Source organism: Trueperella sp. LYQ143, assembly GCF_046599595.1.
GTDB lineage: Bacteria > Actinomycetota > Actinomycetes > Actinomycetales > Actinomycetaceae > Trueperella.
Map to the genome: position 1 here is coordinate 37,585 of NZ_JBKIWR010000008.1, position 17,448 is coordinate 55,032.

The following is a 17,448-nucleotide window of genomic DNA, read 5'->3' on the forward strand; positions in this document are numbered from 1 at the left end:
GTGAAAGCTGCTCAGATCTGTCTTATTGGGAGAAGGCCAAGGCGGATAGTGCTGGGGAATAAGGCCGATGGTGTCGGGAAAAGGAAAAGAGTGGATTAAGGAAAGCGGGGGTCAAGGAGGGGAGGAGGGCGTTGCACGTAGCACGTACCCTAGAAAGGTTTTCCACATAGATAGCTGCGTAGGTGTTTTCCACCAGAACATTGCGGTGCTGACGGGCGCGGTAGCTCAACGCGCACAATCAAAACGTCACATCCGGTGGCAGGCCTTACGGGATGGATGCTGGGTTTCCCAAAGAACCATTGGGATAGTCAAGCCTCGGCCGTAGGGCAGATTTCCTACAAAAGAAAAGAGAAAAACATGTTTCACAAAATGATGACTGCAGCGGTGACCCCTCGCGTTGAATCCGGCATGGTGGCCGCAGAGTATGCGGTGGGTACGGTTGCTTCCACAGGTTTGGCCGGGATTCTCGTCTGGCTAGCAAAGCAAGATTGGTTCCGAGAGGGCATTTCCTCTATTTTCAAAATGATCTTTAAGTGGGTCTAATCCCAGATAATATCGGTCAGATATGGGCAGTCAGGGCGAGCGAGAGATAGTCGCGGCTCGCCCTGGGGTTCCCAGTCATGGCGCGTTTCTTATTGGTTTCCGACGCTGAGTGGTTGCTGTATCTACATTCGGCGTATCGGAAGTAATGCGCTCGCAATGCTGGCAAGGAGCGTCAAGTGATAGGCGTCGTTGTGCGGAGCAATAAAGCTAAGAGCCAATCCGTTTAAGACCACTTTGAGGGCGTCAGTGGAAAAACGCGTCACGTATTGATTCAAAATATGTCGGATATGCCGAAGAAAGGAGGCAGGTGTGAGACGTTCAAACAGTTTTTGTACACATGCTGGCGGTGCTGTTATTCGTGCTGAGCCAGGAATGGTAACCAGTGAATTTGCGATGGTTACTCCAATCGCCTTGATGGGGACCTTCCTACTGGTGAGCAGTATTGTCCAGTCTTTTCACGTATTAAATGCAGCTAATGATGCGAGAGATATTGCTCGTCAATTGGCTGTCAATGGCACCTCGTCAATTCAGTCGGAAGTAGAGGCTCGTGGTGGGCGAGTGGATGTTTCGATGGAGGGATCGTCTCTGACTGTGCGAGTCACTGAGCCAGTTCGAGGGCTTTTCCATTCGCTGGGAGTAGAGGTTAGCGAAGAAGCTCATATCGCGATGGAGCCTGGTCATGGTCGCAATCCGTAGTAGGCGAAAATGGTGGCGCGTGGGTAGCTTGCGCAAGAGTCGAACTGCGAGGCCCGGCAATGAATCTGGTTCTATGACGGTACTCGGGGCGTTTTCCATGATGCTATGTGCCATACTGGCTGTTTTCCTTATGCAAGGGGGATATACCGCACTGGAAGCCCATCGGGCGCAGAATTCAGCAGATCTGGCGGCGATTTCTGCAGCGACGGTACTGCGCGATACAGGTTCGGAGCAGCAGGCCTGCCGTCAGGCGAATGAGGTCGCATATCCGTTAACTGCCAAGTGTCGATTTCGCGGCGAGATAGCTATTGTTGATGTTCGAGGTGCGGCACGGTTTACCTGGCTACGATCCGAACATCAAGCACAGGCAACGGCTGGGCCAGCTCGTCTCATGCCGAACTCCGAGTAAATATCGTGGTTTCTGAGACGATTGGGCGCTGTCATAGCTAGATGGTGCCTGCACATGGTTACAATGTCCACGAACAGCTAAGCCGAAAGAGGGTAAGAGCAGATGTCGAAGCTAGTGATCGTGGAGTCGCCTGCGAAAGCGCGAACGATCGGGAAGTATTTAGGCTCCCCGTACGTTGTGGAGGCGAGTGTAGGTCACGTGCGAGATCTTCCGCGCCCGAGTGATCTGCCAGCACAGATGAAAAAAGGGCCGTATAAGAAGTTCGCAGTGGACGTCGAGAATGGCTTTGAACCCTACTATGTGGTTAGCGCAGATAAAAAGAAAAAGGTCGCAGAGCTCAAGAAGATTTTGAAGCAGGCTGACGAACTGTACCTCGCCACCGATGAGGACCGCGAAGGTGAAGCAATTGCGTGGCATCTTCGCGAAGTCCTTAAACCAAAAGTTCCGGTTAAGCGCATGGTCTTTCATGAGATTACTCAGGAAGCTATCTCGCGCGCCCTGGATAATACGCGAGACATCAACATCCCCTTAGTGGATGCGCAAGAAACCCGCCGAATTCTTGATCGACTCTACGGTTATGAAGTTTCGCCGTTGCTGTGGCGCAAGATTGCGCCAAATCTCTCGGCTGGTCGAGTGCAATCGGTGACGACCCGTTTGATCGTTGAACGTGAGCGGGAGCGTATCGCTTTCCGTCCGGCCTCCTATTGGGATGTCACTGTCACTCACGATGCAGCCGGAGAGTCATTTGTTTCTAAGCTCGTTGCATTAGATGGGCGGCGAATCGCCACTGGCAAGGATTTTGATGATGACGGGCAGCTTAGCGCCAAGGCACGGGGAAATAATCTGCTAGCTTTGACGCAGGCAGATGCGCAAGCAGTGGCATTATCTTTGGCTGATAGTCAGGCTGGAGTGGCCTCAGTGGAAACGAAGCCCTATCGTCGGCGCCCACCGGCACCGTTCACAACTTCCACCTTGCAACAGGAAGCCTCTCGTAAGTTGCGCGTAACAGCTCGGGAGACGATGCGAGCAGCACAGTCGCTGTATGAAAACGGCTACATCACCTATATGCGTACTGATTCGGTGAATCTATCGAGTCAGGCCATCGGTGCCGCGCGTAAGCAGGCGGCAGCTATGTATGGTGCGCGGAGCGTGCCAGAAAAACCGCGTATCTACACGGCAAAATCGAAAGGCGCTCAGGAAGCGCACGAGGCGATTCGCCCAGCCGGTGAGTCTTTCCGCACGCCACAGGAATTAGCGTCGGTGCTCTTTGGCTTGGAGTTAAAGATCTATGAGCTGATCTGGCGTCGAACGCTGGCCAGTCAAATGATTGACGCGACGGGCGTGACGGCTTCGGTGCGGTTGCACGCGTCAATTGACGCGGCTGGAGCGCGGCAGGCGGAATTGGCGGCATCGGGGACGGTAATCACCGAACAGGGATTCTTAGCGGCATACCAAGAAGGTCGCGATAAGAAACGATATGAGGACGAGGCAGAAGGGCAGTTGCCGGAGCTATCCGTCGGGCAGCATGTGAGTAACGCTGAAGCAACGGCAGAAGGTCATCAGACGACGCCACCACCGCGATACACAGAAGCGTCTTTGGTGCGAACCTTAGAAGAGCGAGGAATCGGGCGGCCGTCAACCTATGCGTCAACGATCTCAACGATCATTGATCGCGGATATGTAACGAAGCGGTCGCAGGCTCTAGTGCCGACTTTCCTGGCGTTTGCTGTGGTGGGATTGATGGAAAATAATCTGCCGCAGTTAGTCGATTATGACTTCACCGCTGAGATGGAAACAGAGCTGGATAATATCGCTGCTGGTGAGCAGGATCGGGTGGCATATCTCAAGGAGTTTTATAACGGGGATACGAACAGTACGGGTTTGCATGCCCAAGTGGATGGTCTTGCGGAAGAAATTGACGCACGTGCGGCTAATACCTTAAAGCTTTCTGACGAGGTTGCGATTCGTATTGGGCGCTATGGCCCGTATGTGGAGCGCAGCAATTCTGCCGGGGAAGCGGTTGGGCGAGCAACGATTCCTGATGATGTCGCTCCCGATGAGCTGACCTTAGAGCGGGCGCTCGATTTACTAGAAAATTCTGGTTCAGAAGAACGCGAGTTGGGTCGTGATCCGCAGACGGGTTATCCGATTATCGTTAAGAATGGTCGCTTTGGTCCGTATGTTACAGAGGTTTTGCCTGATGATGCTGTGGCATATACCGCGACGGGGAAGGTTTCCAAGGTGAAGCCGAAGCCGCGCACTGCGTCCCTGTTTTCGACGATGAGCCCACAGACCATCCGTTTGGAACAAGCCTTAGAACTCCTGACTTTGCCGCGTGAAATCGGCGAATTCAATGGTGAGATTATTCGGGCGCAAAACGGTCGTTATGGTCCGTATATTACGTGTGGCAGCGAATCGCGGTCCTTGGAATCGGAAGAGCAAATCTTTACAATCACCGTGGAAGAGGCCCAACAGCTCCTCTCTGAGCCGAAGAAGCGTCGGGCGGCGGCAAGCCGTACCAGTCTTAAAGAGTTCGGAGCAGATCCAGTTTCCGGGGGCAATATCGTTATGAAGACGGGGCGTTTTGGTCCGTATGTTACTGACGGTACTGTCAACGCCTCGATTCCGCGGGCTGAGGCGGCAAACTTGGATACTATTACGCCGGAGCGCGCTCAAGAGCTACTGGCTTTGCGTCGGATTAAAATTGCGGAATCCGGTGGGGCAACTAAGTCCTCGCGCACATCGGCAGCAAAGAAGGGCGCCGCAGCAAAGAAAGGCTCAACGGCCAAGAAAGCTAGCGGATCACAGCGAGCCTCGGCGAAGAAAACAACGAGTCGCACAGCTAAGACGTCTCGGAGCGCGCGCACAACAAAGAAGGATGCATAATGGCGGGCTGCTTCATCTCTTTTGAAGGTGGGGATGGCACCGGAAAATCCACCCAGGCGGCGATTGTGGCCAAAAAGCTCGAAGAACGCGGGTATCGCGTGTGCGTGACGAGAGAGCCTGGCGGAACGGAATTGGGCAAGCAGATCCGTCACTTGCTGCTGCATGGATCGGATATGGGGCCGCGGGCTGAGGCACTGCTGTATGCGGCTGATCGCGCGCACCATGTTGATACGGTGGTGCGCCCTGCTCTGGAACGCGGGGAAGTGGTGCTCACGGATCGCTACCTCGATTCTTCTGTTGCCTATCAGGGGGTTGCCCGTCAGCTTGGTAAGGATGAGGTTCGCAATCTTTCGATGTGGGCGACGAATGATCTGCTCCCGGATGTAACGATCTTGCTGGATTTATCGCCGGAGGCTAGTGCCCGACGGACGAATGAGCGAACGGGAGGAAAGCTGGATCGGCTAGAGTCGGCAGGGGATAGTTTCCATGCGGCGGTCAGAAAGCAGTTTTTGCAGATGGCACAGGAGTATTCCGATCGCTTTGCGGTAGTGAATGCCGATCAGACGGTTGATGAAGTAGCTGCAGATGTTTGGGCGGTTGTTGAGGGAGCGCTCGAAAGAAGAGCAATAACGGTGGATGCACAGTAGCCATGAATGTATTTTCCGACGTGGTGGGGCAAGAAGAGGCGGTCCGCGAATTACAGCGAGCTGCTCAGGCCGCGCATGAAGTGCGTAGCGCATTCGCTGACTCTAGTCAGTCGGAGATGGCATCGGCTGCGATGAGCCACGCCTGGCTCATCACCGGCCCGCCCGGGTCGGGCCGCTCGCTCGCCGCCCGCGCCTTCGCGGCAGCCTTGGAGTGTACCGGCGAGGAACTCGGCTGTGGGCAGTGCTCGTCGTGTCGTGCGGTGATGGCCGGTAATCATCCGGATGTAACAGTGGTGAGCACGGATCTGGTGACGATTAGCGCGGATGAAGTGCGTGGTTATGTTGCCAGCTCCTATCAAGCGCCAGGCAGTGGGCATTGGCGGGTATTCATTATCGAAGATGCGGATCGTATGTTGACTCGCACAACGAATGTCTTGCTGAAAGCCATTGAAGAACCTGGCCCACGGACGGTGTGGATGCTGTGTACGGCGGCGGTTGCAGATGTTTTGCCAACGATCCGGTCGCGCTGCCGGAACGTCAATCTGGTAACGCCGTCGGAGCAGGCAATTGTTGATTTGCTGGTGCGGCGGCATGGGGCAAGTGAGCAAGAAGCTCGGGTTGCGGTTGCGGCGGCGCAGCACCATATAGGGTTAGCGCAGGCGCTTATCACTGATAAGACGGCGGTGGAGTTGCGCTCGCGAACCCTAGATTTTTTGGTGCAGGTGCGAGGTGTTGGCGATGCGGCGTTGGCGGCCCAGGTTTTAGTTGATCCGCAGCTTATGGGTGGAGCCTCGAAAGCGGCGGATGAGGAGTCGATTGCTCAGGAGGAAGCGGAGCGGTTGGCGGCTCTTGGGTTAGAAGTGGGGGCGAAAGTTCCGGTAGCTTTGCGTGCTCAGATGAAGAGTGCTGGTGTTGATGCGAAACGACGGGCAACTCGGCGCTTGCAGGATACGATTGATCGGGAACTAACGTATATGATCTCGTTTTTTCGCGATGTGCTCGTGTGCCAAATGGGGGCAGAGGTTGCACTGGTTAATTCGGATTATGAGAAATATATCCGTCAGTGTGCTGAGCAAAACAGTGTAATATCGATTTTGCGCCGCATTGATGCGCTAGCGGAGGCTCGTACGAGATTGACGTCGAATGTAGCCCCGCAGCTACTAATGGAATCGGCGTTAATGCAGGCTCGTATTGCGCAATAATAGGCGCAATGATATAGGCGTGTCTTTGGTGTGCTAGTGCCGATGACGTTCCTGGCCAGGTTTTCATATTGATTGTTCTTAATAGGTAGTTTTAGTAGCTGGATTTCAATGGCTAATCTGCGAGTTTGCCCTAAAACAATCCTCAAGGAAGATTCCCAATAGCTACTTATGTAATGAATATTTTGCCGATTTTAATGGGCGCGTTACAGAATTTAATAGCTGCTTGCCGAGGTAATAGGTGCTTTACTGAGCTGAAATCTGAACAAAATGGAAAGCTATCAAGCTGCCCTTGTGTAGAAACTTTTCCACAGTTTTATTCGTGTGGGTATTTCCTGGAGATCTGTGTACAACAGATGCTGAATATGACGAAATGGCTTAGATTTATGGGGTGAAGTCATACAAGAAGATTGCTACCGTTATTGCCGTATCGGCAATGGGCTTGGCTGCGTGTTCAGCAGATGTCAACGTTGATAACGTTGGTTATCCGTCGGGGAAAGTCAGTTCTTCATCAACAAGTGAGTCAACAAATAGCTTGGTTCCGCAGGCAATCGAAGCTCCTATGCCGGCTATCCCTTCCGGTTTAGAGAAGTTTTATACCCAGAAATTGACGTGGACGGACTGCGATTCGCAAAAATGTGCTGATCTGACGGTCCCAATGGATTATCAGCATCCTGACGGGAAGACGATTACATTGCGGATGCACATGGTTCCGGCGCGGGGTACGGCGATTGGGAATCTGTTGACGAATCCGGGTGGTCCGGGGGCAAGCGGTCAAGAAATCGCAAAGATGGCCGATCAGTATTTCGATTCTGAGATTTTAGATTCCTTCAACCTCATAGGTTTTGATCCACGTGGTGTTGGAGATTCCACGCCGGTGGATTGTTTGCCTGATAAAGAGCTGATTTCTGTTATTGAAGCGTCTTATCCAGATACGCCAGAGGGAACGGCACAAAATGAGGCTGACGCGAAGAAAGTAGTCGATGGATGCGTTGCCCGAACAGGTGATGTGCTGAAATTCCTTGGGACGGAAGAGGCGGCACGGGATATGGATGTTATGCGCCATGTCCTCGGCGATCCACAGTTGTACTATGTTGGATTTTCTTACGGAACGTCTCTCGGGGGAATGTATGCTCAGTTGTTCCCGAAGAATGTGGGGCGTCTAATTCTTGACGGAGCAGTGGATGACTCCCTATCCTCATTTGACCAGTATCTGACGCAGACCAAAGGTTTTGAGCGGGCCTTCAACGCGTATTTAGAGTCGTGTTTGTCGAATAAGTGCCCCTTAGGTAATAGCGTGGATGAAGCTCGCGCAAAGTTTAGCCAACTAGCGGAGCAAGCGAAAAAGACGCCATTCCCAGGTGAGGATAACCGGACGGTTAACGATACGGTGCTGCTGTATGGCGTGATCCTTCCTCTGTATGACAATATGGCGTGGCCGGCATTGACTTCAGCGTTCGATGAGCTTGTTAATGACGGAAAAGCGGGGCTATTCCAACGATTCTTCGATATGTATATTTCGCGTGAGGGCGATACATTGACGAGTAATATGATGGAAGCAAATTGGGCTATTAGCTGTGCGGATACCGTGGTAACAGGAAATCCGGAAGAGTGGAAGCGACTATCGCAGCAGGCGGCTCAGGAAGCTCCTATTTTTGGCAAGCTCATGCAGTACAGCGAATATATGTGCTCTATTTGGCCTGGTGGTGGGCGTAAGACTCCATTAGGCCCGTACGTTGCTAAAGGTTCGGCACCGATCGTAGTTGTTGGCACGACGGGTGATCCGGCAACGCCGTATGAGTGGGCGCAGAAGTTTGCAAAGGATCTTGATAATGGTGTGCTGGTGACGTGGAAAGGCGATGGCCACACGGCTTATGGTCGGGCGGGGGACTGTATCAGCAAACCGCTTGATGAATATTTGCTGACTGGAAAGGCTCCGCAAGACGGCTTGACCTGCGAAGGAAAAAACTAAGAAGAAGCGGGATCAAAAGTAGAAGGACGAGGGGCGCCGCCGGTAGCACGGGTAGTGTATGGGGTGCGAGTAGCGTACGCGGGCTACGCGGGTAGCGCCCCCACGTCACTCAGATCACGTCTGCCTATTTGAAATTCTATGGGGATGTTCGGTAGATTGATCTAGCTGCTTGCAGCGTGCCACCTTAGCTCAGTCGGCAGAGCGATTCACTCGTAATGAATAGGTCGAGAGTTCGATTCTCTCAGGTGGCTCCAGTTATGCGTAGACACCCATTTTGATACAACGCCCGGCGAGGTCGGGTAGCGAATCAGGATGGGTGTTTTTGCTCGTCAGCGCATAGGGGTTTATTTTTCGGCTTGTTCGGCTAGTTGGGGAAAGAACACTGACTGAGTGCGAGTGTTGCCCTCTCTAAATGAGTGAACGACGTTGATTTCACCCCAATACTCAGCCAGTGCTTTCACGAAATCCTGCCGGTCAAGCCCGCGCAAGCAGTTATCTGTACCAAGACTATCGAATAACCGCTCAGCTTCGCGGGTTAATCCTGGACCAGGCGGATAATACCTGTGCCCGCCCTTGATCGTGCCAACGTGACGTTCTTGACCGGCCCACGGGTAAACATCTTGGAAAATATGACGGTGGATGGCTTTGAAATGCTCATAGGAGAAATCCTCAACAAGCGGCTTATCGAGCCATTCAATAGCGCGCACCATCGTAAAAGACGTCTCAACATTTTGCAATACTTCGCCATCGCGAATATTAGCCACATTAATGAGGCAACCGCACCCTGTGATGGGATCTATAGTTTCAGGGTAGAAATACGACTCCCAAGTGGGATACTCATTCCCTTCACTAAGCAACATATTTATCTAGTACAATCGCGCGGTATTCCTCCATCGTCATCTCATGGCGGGCAACCTTCAGAAGAAAAGGACGCAGATCTTCAGGCACGTATCCGGTTGCTAAGCGCACGCATCCCATCGCTTCGTCAACGATTTCTTCATCAGTTTTTCGAGTGTTAATATCTGTGCTACTCATCGCTCTCCCTCCTTTTCCAGTAGTTCAGCTATACTCAGCTCACTGCCTATTCACTAGAGTAAATCCTTGGATAATCAACGTTTTCAGGTTGTTCTAGTCTGATTTCGTATCCTGGGATTCTCCGATGTTTAGCTCCTGTTTCTCGCCGTCAAGAGAGGTGAATATGCCATGAGAACCCCATCATTTTCCTCAACGAGGCTATCACTTCATGTATGGACTGTTTGAATCTCAATAGTCTGGCTAGTGATGACTCTGAAATAGATTCCACAACGCCAATGTTTGTGGCGTATGACCTCACCTACTTCTGGCATCGAGTGTAAAGTTGTGTTTGCTGGATATTTCTGGAGTGACTGTGGCTATAACTTTCGGGTTATGCTCTTGTGGTGCTGGCAGGGATTGTTGGCTTTACCTACCCTGGAGGCGGTTTTGGCTATAGGGTGTATAGCTACCGAGCTACGACAATTTCGTGGAAGAGCGAGTAAGTGAACGCTGGTAGTAAGTATATGAGAAGGTATGCTCTCTACATGACGATAAGGAAAATTGCCCTTATCGTCGCTACTATCTTGTTTTCTCTTTGGGGAATTTTCATTGCGCTCAACTTTGATTTAATCCCAGGAGTTTACGTCGGTCCTCCAAAAATTGATGAGGAATATCTTGTATATAGTGTCACTTCTGGGGTCAATACGGTTGATGTCTACCAGTACGACGATGAGGTTTGTGTAGATACGTACTCGACTTCAGAAGCCGATATTCCAGATCAGATCTGTTCACCTATGTCGAGAAAACTTAACCCTAGCGATGTTACGCTTCGCTGGTTCACTCTCAATGGTGATGAGGAAGAAGTTGAGGCAGGACATCCGAATACAACATCGGTGCATATCCTTATCAAAGACGGAGAAAAAGTAATTCTTGACCATAAAGAATCATTTGTCGAAAGGTTTGTTGAAGCTCTTAATGAGGCGATGAATAGGTAATCTTCGCCCAAGTAACGCATTGCAGGCAGTTATGCCTCGGTTGATTCTGAAGATTCACCGGAGATTTTAGGGTGAGCAGATCTTAGGCGTTGAATATGAAGGTTTTGTTTATGGTAGATAACTGCCAGGAGGCAGAGAGCGATATATAGTCCGATATTGAGCGAAATATGACCACAAAACATTTTCCGCATTGTCGCATCGGCGTCCTCGGTTATAAGCCGCGTGGCGTAGGCGGTCAGGATCCCTATGAAAATAACACCTCCACATCTCAACAAGGAGCGAGAACTAACGTTCATCAGTGGTAGTACGCATCCAAGGAAAGCGCTTAGCGGCATTGAAGCGACTATTAAAACCGAGCCAACTAGCTGAAACTTAGGAAAAGTAGATAGCAAAAGATAGTAGGAAATATGACAGGTGAAAAACACAAACGCGATTCCTACCAGCCACCTGCTTTTAATCTCATGTTTAGATGAATCCTTGCCAGTATGCATCGCACTACTTTCTGGATACTGCCACCGTGCACTCAACCAATTCAATGGTAGAGCATTATTCACTAACTATTTATAACAAGAAATGAGTATGTGGATAATAATGACATTAATGATACGGACGTCAAGTTTATGCAGGGGAGGGGTGAACTCGACGCGCTCAGAGTGACCCTTGCTAAGGGTGTTCGGGTTTTCCGTCGGAGAAGGAGAACTTCGCCGACTAGTTTTTGATGGAATGTGTGCGGGGCAGGAGGAGTCCTGTTGTTTGTATTGCAGTTGATGTGTTACCGACGCGGGATTGGGCGAAGATCAAGGTTGCCTCGATGCAGGATGACGGGTATTCATGTGGGTTTGCTCGTCCGTTAGGCGGGTAATACGGATTGGATGGCAGTCGAATGCGCGCCGGAGTGGCGGTAGCGTTTTGTGAGAGATTCCGACGCCATGTGGGTTTTCTTTCTGGAGTCAGTTTCAGCGCCTGATGATACTGATGTGCCATGCTGGAGTGCTGACGAGTTATCTCGGTACACCAAGTACTAAAAATATGAATGATTTGTTGATTTTTCAGTGTTATTAAAGGCTGTTATGGGTGGGATCAACAACTTTGGTGATTGCGTCTATGCGTGAAGTATAGGAATATAGCCGCTGCGGTATAGACGATCCAGGGGCTCATACAAAAGAGGAGGTTTTCTTGCCAGTCGCCAAAGCAAATTTCGTCCGCACTCGTATCGCGATAGATGGAGCTCTCCGCACACAACAGTAATGCTGCAACACCGCTGGCTATGATCTTTATCCACAGTGTGGTTCTACGCGGAAGCGGCCAGCGTCGTGGTGGGTCAACCGCTAACAGAACGAAGCCGGTCAAGAATGCTCCATACAGTGGGAACACCATCAACAACGTCCCCATTGCCGCAAGCCCAGCAGAGGGAATGGCGAAGATCCCGAAGAAGATTCCAACCCATGCCGCAAAGGTACGGACCGCGTCGGTGCCTTTCGTGGATTTAGTGGTTGCGGTTCCTTCGGCGGGTTGGCTTACCTGGGTGTGATTGGACTTTAGCTCAGCCGCGATAGCAAAAATGAGCCATGCCACGCCAAGGGATATGAGCGTTTCACCCCAATGTCGCGATCCGTAATGGTTACAAAAAGTCGCGTCAAAAGCGACGAGGGTGGCGGAGGCGAAGCCGGTTCCTGCTAGTCGGGAAGATAGGGATGCACGCCGAGGTAAACGCCATCGTGAGGGTGGGTCAATATAAAATAGCAGTAAAGCGACGATGGGCATCGCCCATAATGGGGTGTTTACTGGGGCTAGTCCGAGTGTGAAAAGCAGGTATCCCGGGATGACGGCCAAGCCGTAGAGGAGTCCGATCCAATAGACGTAAGAGCGGATGAACTCTTTGGCGTGCTCAATCATCACGACCCCCATCCTCGGTTTGCCCGTGCTCAAGCATACCGAGGCAGGAGCGTCGGCTTATAGCAGCTTTATAGTGGTGTATGGCGTGTATAGCGATTTTATGGTCGTTTATAGCAGGACGGGTATAAGCAAGGCGGCGGGGGGGGGGGCCCCCTCCCTGAAAACGTCCCGTCTTCTCCCTCTGTTTTTTCTTTTTCAGCCATGCCAGCTTACGGGAAGCTGGCATGGCTGCCGCTGAGCTTTTGATTTGCTGGCGTTGTGACCATCAGAGCCAGGGCTGTGCCAGTTGCCTCTGGTATCTCGCGATCTGCTCAAAGCCTACGACCTTGCGGCGTTGATATTAGCGATCAGGCAATACCGGCATGCTACCCGTCATCCCCAAGAATCCCGATCCGCTTTCCGAGACTCAGCCAACGCCAATGTTTGTGGCGTATGACCTCACCTACTTCTGGCATTGAGTGGAAAGTTGCGTTTACCGTATATTTCTGGAGTGAATGTGGCTATAACACTTGAGTTATGCGCCTGACGCCATCTGCTCTAACAGCAGGCCTGCGTCAGTCAATATCACTCCAGTTGAGCCCGCCCTCGCAGGCTATTTCCGGGCAGCCGTTCCAGGTTTTAGAGAAATATCCAACGATGTCCACTGCCACCGAATACGGATACTTTTCCGCTACTTTCCCATAGACCGCCCTAGCGGAAAGCGCGACGTGGTCGAAGAAGAAGTTGCATACGCTTTCGTAATTCCACAGCTCTTGGATGACCTGGCATACTGTCCGGTGGGATACCCATTCCGGGATGTCTTCGAGAATAAACCACAGTTCATCTTCGACGGTTTCTCGGTCAATTTCGCAACCCGCACCACAATCGCACCACTGCATACCCTCATTTGGCATTTCCCAAACATCTGGCTTTTCCGGCGCTTTCGCCGGTGCTGGAGCTTCAACTGGGGTTTCAGTCGATGGTGACGCGGGGATCTCAACTGGGGTGCTGCTATATGGCGGTTCGGAAGCTGTAAAAGCCCCAGTGCGCGGTGAGATAGAAGTTGCAATCACGTTTTTGGTAGGCGGTAGTGCGGCACATTTATCTAGAGTTTTGGCGCATGATGGCATAGGAGTTACGGCGGTGGTTTCAGTATGCGATATTGCAAGAGCGTCAGTGAGTGATTCCATCTCATATATCGGATTGTGGGTGCTGACGAGCGCTCCGGCAGCATGTGATGAAATATGAGTATTGACGTCCGTTTTGGTGCCGCTCGACGAGGCAAAACCCTGAGGCGTGCCAACTACAGTCGCCCTAAACACTGTTTCACCAGGGATGGTGTGGCGGTTAAAAGTGCCGAGAATATTGGTATCAGTCGTATTTACGGTTCGCATTGCGGAACTCCTTTCGCATTATTCAGCGAGTCTCTCTCGCTGCGGATCTTCCTTCAGGGGCACCGTGTGCGAAAACGCGGTTGCCAGATAAACAAGCTGAAGGGCTTGGCGTTTATCTTCTTGATCGTTACCTGACCAGTTTTCCCAAAGAGGTTTGAGTCGTACCGACCAGGCGATTGCTACTCTAGAGCAGAATTCCCTTTTCTGCAATATATTTTTTGGGTGTCCGTCATTACCCAAAGTATTTCTGACGGGAACAGCATATCCCGCCTGCCTCCAGCGCCTGCTGCTCACTGTGTAACATGATCTGTGCTATAAAGTGCCGTCACCGCCGTAAAACACTGCCATCGAAACGAAACCTCGCGCTGAAAGACGTTGTCACCCTGCGCCTGTAATGCAGGTAGCTCGCACCCTTCTGGCGATCCGGCGCATATCTATCTGCCGTAGCGCCAGGAAATCCGACGTAGATCTGGGATTCAGTGACTATCCAATGCGGGCTTGCCGTCGGTACGTGTTACCGGCATGTATCCTTTGGTCGTTAGTTTCCAGCAGGTGAGACTGTGACCAGCGCACAGATTGATACATTCTTAGCTATTGTGTGCATTGCTGTATGTCTGCTCGTTGGCTCATATTCAGCCACCGGCTCACCGTCAGCACGTATCTAAATTGGTTCGTCTGCTCTGGTCTGCAGGTTCGGCATGTAAAAGCGCATCCCGCCTAGCTAGCTCTGATTGGCGAACACCTGGCAAACCTCAGCAGGAAATACGTTTCCCCAAAGTATGGAAAGGTCAGGCGGTAGTCACTGCCTTTCCGATCTTCTTTCCCTCCTCTCGCACCTACCTGTGTACTTTCTCTTTTGCGCTAAGGACTCCTGGTTAGGCGCCGATCTGGAATCCAATGTGATGAGGTCTGTTATCCTGTAGCGGCTGTTCAAGATCGCAGACGTCAATAACGTCATCTGCTGTTGCGTCACTTGCCAGCCCGCTGTTGACCATGCGCAATGCATGTTTCTTCAAGGCGGCATGCAAAATGTTGCGCACGCTGCGAGCATTGGCGAAGCCGAGAGTGCCACACAGCGAACGGAACATCTCAGTTAATGCCGTAATTGCCGCTTCTGAGAGCGAATAATCCGCACGGGCAACCATCATTTTTGCAATATCCACCAGCTCCTCAGGCGAATAGTCCTCGAAAATGACGTGAGTATCTACCCGAGAAGCAAAACCGGGATTAGTTCGGATTAGTTCGTCGATTTCCTTGGTGTATCCAGCCAGAATGACAACAACCTCATCTCGGTATTGCTCCATGTGATCCAATAACGCCACAATTGCTGCTTGGGCGTCGGCGCTGGGCTGATTGATGGAGTATGCCTCGTCAATAAAAAGGATTCCTCCGCGCGCTTGATGAAAAGCCGCACTGACGGCGAGGGGATTGGCGATCTGATAACCACTTACCGGCACGAACAATCCAGTGGCAAGCACCCCGGCTTCGGCAAGCGCATGACCGACGAGCCTCGCAACCTCAGATTTTCCAGTGCCGGGGTTTCCTTTGAAAGCCATGTGAAGGGGGAGCGGGGCGGTACGTTTTCCGGCGTCACGTCGTTGGCGTGCATGTGAATGGTAGGTCAAGTATTCCGCTAGTTTTGCCTTCACATTGCTCAGACCGATCATGTCATCCAGGGATAATTCGCTTAATTCTTTTTGACGTTGGGCTGCGTCAATATCCATCGCTTGAGCTGCCTGACGAATATCCGCTTCGATGATAAGGCGTTGATCGGCGTCCTGATTCTCCGGTTGGGCAGTTATCGCAGTCCTGGTCGTGCTGGTTGTGTGTTGCGCAGGCATCGAAGTAGTAGCGGTATCTGTAGTATCTGCAGCACAAACAGCAGGAGTGCCCACAGCAGCAGTTTCCTCGTCGGAACTCATAATGGAGCGAGATAGCCGAAATTCCTGAGCAACCAGGGATTTCTCAAAAAGTGAGCGCACAAAACGGGCGTTTCCTTGGTCACTGGGTACGCCCATCCGTTCAAAGACTTCGCGAGCGAAGCTGCGTGCCTCAGGGGTTAAATTGTGCTCAATCTGGTTCACCATGAACTCAAAGATCGCGAGTTTTTCTTCTGAGGTGTAATCCGGAAAGTTAATCACATGAGCTATCCGAGAGCGGAAACCAGGATTGGTTGCCAGGAGCTGGTTGATTTCACGTCGATAGCCAGCAAGAATGACCACGGTATTTCTTCGGTTGAGTTCCATGTAGCTGATAAGTTCCGAGATGAACACCTCGCGCCCGGTCAGGGCGTATGCCTCGTCAATGAAAAGTACTCCGCCGCATGCGCGTTCTAAGTGATCGCTGGTGAGGGATTTTCCCGTCACGGTAACGACCCGAGCTTCACTAACCAGATGATGGGCTTTGAAAAGATCGGCGATACGAGTGGCGAACTCAGTTTTTCCAGTTCCTGGTGCACCGACGAAAGCCATGTGCATAGTGGGCAACGTGACGGGAATACCTGAGTTGATCTTGCGTTTGACGGCGATCTGCCGTCCGATTAATGACTGAATGACCCGCTTAGGTTCAGTCAGCCCGATAAGGGCGGCGAGGCGTTGTTGGGGGTCGGGTTGCGCGGTGTGCTGATCGAGTTTCTGATATTGCGGGAAGTCTCGTAAGAGGATCTCCTCGCGATACCACTGGCGATAGGTCTGCTCTACGCTTATATCGCCTGAACGGTGGGCGTGTTCAGAAAGGAGCTCTAAGGCGCGGTCGTTGAGTTCAACGCCGTCGGATGTGGCGCGCATGTGCAGATATTTGTGTGCTGCATCGTGATCGCCTAGCGATGGGGCAGCGAGTGGGCGAATGACTTGAACTATCCCTGGCAGATAATCCTGTACGAGTTGGAGGACTTCCTCGTCGGTGGTTGTTAGCACGATAATGAGTTGGAGTTTTCCTTCGTATGGTGCAATGACACGAAGCCACTGTTTGAAATTTTCTGCGGCAGAACCGCGATCGTTGACTTTTCCTAGGGCGTCAAAGCGACCGTATTTAAGCACGAGGGTATTGCCCAGCACTCCATTTAGCGCGGCGGCGGTGGGAATAAAGCGTGGGTGTTCGAAGGAGGGGCGCGGTACGTCGAAATCGAGTTCAAAGACGTGCCCTGATATTCGGTTCTGCGCTGCCAGGGCAGATAGGAGAAGCGTTAATGCGGGGATGTGCCCGGTATCCGTTGCTTGATGAAAAACATAGGAGACGGGGAAGCGCAAATTCTGAGATTCGGTGAGTTCGGTGCGCGCTACAGATTGTATGACGGCAAGTTCGTCCATGACGGGGGAGTGCCAGTTATTCGGCGGTAGTTCATCGATCAGTGTTGGTAAGGGTTTGGAATCGTCAATAATCCAGTCTGTTGCCCAGGTGGAATCGTGGAATATATCGGCAAAACGAGTCAGGCCCAGGCGTGCCATATTTGCTTTGCTTAGCTGACCGAAGAGGTATTCGCTTGGGCGGGTAAACTCGCCGGCATTAACGACATGTTGGGTAAAGCTGAGCTTTTCGGGTGTAGGTAAGCCCCACTTTTTCAGTGCTTCATGCGTAGCCTTAGTCAAATCCTGTTCGCTGGTGTGATCCCACGAGCTGAGGATATATACCGCAAGGGATTCCTGACTAAATCTGGAGGCGACGGGTATTGCAACAAAATGCGGATCACTGAGCTGAGTAATATCGCTGGGTATGTTACGGCTTATCGAAGCGAACGGATCTGCGTCAAACTTTGATGGATGTGACGGGAAAACGAAATGTACTTTGAAGAACTGCACGATATTCCTTATGTATGCATT

14 protein-coding genes, 1 tRNA gene and 1 riboswitch are annotated in these 17,448 nt (G+C 51.8%); of the genes, 9 read left to right on the forward strand and 6 right to left on the reverse strand.

From position 1 onward, the window contains the following. Positions 1–357: 357 nt before the first annotated feature. Complete coding sequence (locus tag ACLHIL_RS03865) at positions 358–543, forward strand: DUF4244 domain-containing protein (protein WP_411296636.1); 186 nt, start codon at positions 358–360, stop codon at positions 541–543. 122 nt (positions 544–665) lie between these two features. Here the strand turns inward: ACLHIL_RS03865 and ACLHIL_RS03870 are convergent, their stop codons facing one another. Further along, complete coding sequence (locus tag ACLHIL_RS03870; RefSeq protein WP_411296637.1) at positions 666–806, reverse strand: hypothetical protein; 141 nt, start codon at positions 804–806, stop codon at positions 666–668. Between the two features lie 46 nt (positions 807–852). On the opposite strand from ACLHIL_RS03870, the gene ACLHIL_RS03875 reads away from it, so the two are divergent. The 7 genes from ACLHIL_RS03875 (at position 853) to ACLHIL_RS03905 (ending at position 8,606) form a co-directional block, all read left to right on the forward strand. Next, positions 853–1,239 (forward strand): hypothetical protein, encoded by a 387-nt coding sequence (locus tag ACLHIL_RS03875; protein ID WP_411296638.1) that lies wholly within the window; start codon positions 853–855, stop codon positions 1,237–1,239. Beyond that, positions 1,223–1,648 carry a pilus assembly protein TadG-related protein gene (locus ACLHIL_RS03880; RefSeq protein ID WP_411296639.1) on the forward strand — a complete coding sequence of 142 codons (426 nt, stop codon included), beginning with the start codon at positions 1,223–1,225 and terminating at the stop codon, positions 1,646–1,648. Before ACLHIL_RS03875 ends, ACLHIL_RS03880 begins: the two co-directional genes overlap by 17 nt. Before the next feature lie 102 nt (positions 1,649–1,750). Continuing rightward, the gene (gene topA, locus ACLHIL_RS03885; RefSeq protein ID WP_411296640.1) at positions 1,751–4,534 is read left to right on the forward strand and encodes a type I DNA topoisomerase; all 2,784 of its coding nucleotides are present in this window, start codon (positions 1,751–1,753) and stop codon (positions 4,532–4,534) included. After that, positions 4,534–5,181 carry a dTMP kinase gene (gene tmk / locus ACLHIL_RS03890; protein ID WP_411296641.1) on the forward strand — a complete coding sequence of 216 codons (648 nt, stop codon included), beginning with the start codon at positions 4,534–4,536 and terminating at the stop codon, positions 5,179–5,181. Before topA ends, tmk begins: the two co-directional genes overlap by 1 nt. A gap of 2 nt (positions 5,182–5,183) precedes the next feature. Next, complete coding sequence (locus tag ACLHIL_RS03895; RefSeq protein WP_411296642.1) at positions 5,184–6,383, forward strand: DNA polymerase III subunit delta'; 1,200 nt, start codon at positions 5,184–5,186, stop codon at positions 6,381–6,383. A 388-nt stretch (positions 6,384–6,771) separates the two neighbouring features. After that, on the forward strand, positions 6,772–8,352 hold the full coding sequence (locus tag ACLHIL_RS03900) for an alpha/beta hydrolase (protein ID WP_411296643.1): 1,581 nt from the start codon (positions 6,772–6,774) through the stop codon (positions 8,350–8,352). A 178-nt stretch (positions 8,353–8,530) separates the two neighbouring features. Further along, positions 8,531–8,606 (forward strand) — tRNA-Thr (locus ACLHIL_RS03905). 90 nt (positions 8,607–8,696) lie between these two features. Here the strand turns inward: ACLHIL_RS03905 and ACLHIL_RS03910 are convergent. After that, positions 8,697–9,116: a Fic/DOC family protein gene (locus tag ACLHIL_RS03910; RefSeq protein WP_411296644.1), complete on the reverse strand. Its 420-nt coding sequence runs from the start codon at positions 9,114–9,116 to the stop codon at positions 8,697–8,699. Positions 9,117–9,201: 85 nt separating this feature from the next. After that, positions 9,202–9,387, reverse strand: a complete 186-nt coding sequence (locus ACLHIL_RS03915) for a hypothetical protein (RefSeq protein ID WP_411296645.1) — start codon at positions 9,385–9,387, stop codon at positions 9,202–9,204. Positions 9,388–9,911: 524 nt separating this feature from the next. On the opposite strand from ACLHIL_RS03915, the gene ACLHIL_RS03920 reads away from it, so the two are divergent. Then, complete coding sequence (locus tag ACLHIL_RS03920; protein ID WP_411296646.1) at positions 9,912–10,361, forward strand: hypothetical protein; 450 nt, start codon at positions 9,912–9,914, stop codon at positions 10,359–10,361. 1,080 nt (positions 10,362–11,441) lie between these two features. Here ACLHIL_RS03920 and ACLHIL_RS03925 read toward each other — a convergent pair. From ACLHIL_RS03925 to ACLHIL_RS03935, 3 genes are all read right to left on the reverse strand, one after another. Continuing rightward, on the reverse strand, positions 11,442–12,257 hold the full coding sequence (locus ACLHIL_RS03925) for a hypothetical protein (RefSeq protein ID WP_411296714.1): 816 nt from the start codon (positions 12,255–12,257) through the stop codon (positions 11,442–11,444). A 554-nt stretch (positions 12,258–12,811) separates the two neighbouring features. Continuing rightward, positions 12,812–13,630: a hypothetical protein gene (locus ACLHIL_RS03930; RefSeq protein WP_411296647.1), complete on the reverse strand. Its 819-nt coding sequence runs from the start codon at positions 13,628–13,630 to the stop codon at positions 12,812–12,814. Between the two features lie 12 nt (positions 13,631–13,642). Next, positions 13,643–13,756: riboswitch (SAM riboswitch) on the reverse strand. Positions 13,757–14,505: 749 nt separating this feature from the next. Next, on the reverse strand, positions 14,506–17,427 hold the full coding sequence (locus ACLHIL_RS03935) for an AAA family ATPase (protein WP_411296648.1): 2,922 nt from the start codon (positions 17,425–17,427) through the stop codon (positions 14,506–14,508). Between the last annotated feature and the right edge of the window lie 21 nt (positions 17,428–17,448).